This window comes from Streptomyces sp. 130, from assembly GCF_007096885.1.
GTDB lineage: Bacteria > Actinomycetota > Actinomycetes > Streptomycetales > Streptomycetaceae > Streptomyces.
In genome coordinates this window covers 1-1,001 of record NZ_VJNO01000111.1, presented here as the reverse complement: position 1 = coordinate 1,001, position 1,001 = coordinate 1, and the positions used below count along the sequence as shown (strand labels likewise).

Sequence of the window (1,001 nt, the reverse complement as noted above, 5' to 3'; positions counted from 1 at the left end):
GCAACCTGGGTGTGCCGGTCACGGGTGACGACGTGGCGTGCGTGATGTTCACCTCCGGCTCCACCGGCCGGCCCAAGGGCATCCTCTCCTCGCACCGCAACCTCGTCTCCACCGTCACCGCCCAGACCTACGGCAACTTCGGCCCCGACCAGGTATTCCTCCAGTGCTCACCGGTCTCCTGGGACGCCTTCAGCCTCGAATTCTGGGGCGCCCTCCTCCACGGCGGCACCACCATCCTCCAACCCGGCCAGAAACCCGAACCCGCCCTCATCGCCGAACTGTCCACCCGCCACGGCGCCACCATGCTCCAACTCTCCGCCAGCCTCTTCAACTACCTCACCGACGAACACCCCGAAGCATTCACCACCGTCACCACCGCCTACACCGGCGGCGAAGCCGCATCCCCCCCCCACGTCCACAAACTCCAACAACTCTCCCCCCACACCACCGTCATCAACGGCTACGGCCCCGCCGAATCCATGGGCTTCACCACCACCCACACCATCACACCCACCAACACACCCCACCCCACCATCCCCATCGGCACACCCCTCACCAACAAAGCCGCCTACATCCTCGACCCCACCCTCCAACCCGTCCCACCCGGCGTCACCGGCCACCTCTACCTCACCGGCCACGGCCTCGCCCACGGCTACCTCAACCGCCCCGACCTCACCGCCACCACCTTCACCCCCAACCCCCACCGCCCCGCCGGCACCCGCCTCTACCGCACCGGCGACCTCGCCCACTTCGACCACAACGGACAACTCCACTACCACGGCCGCGCCGACAACCAACTCAAAATCCGCGGCTTCCGCATCGAACCCGCCGAAATCGAAGCCGCACTCCTCACCCACCCCCACATCACCCAAGCCACCATCACCACCCACCACGACCAACTCGCCGCCTACCTGGTCACCGACACCGCAACCCCGACAGAGGACATCCGCCGGCACCTCGCCAACCAGCTCCCCGAGCACATGGTCCCCACCTACCTCACC

At 67.1% G+C, this 1,001-nt stretch carries 1 protein-coding gene; it reads left to right on the top strand.

Annotated elements, in window-relative coordinates:
• On the top strand, window positions 1–1,001 hold a 1,001-nt coding region (locus FKN01_RS32215; protein ID WP_143626180.1), incomplete at both ends, for an AMP-binding protein.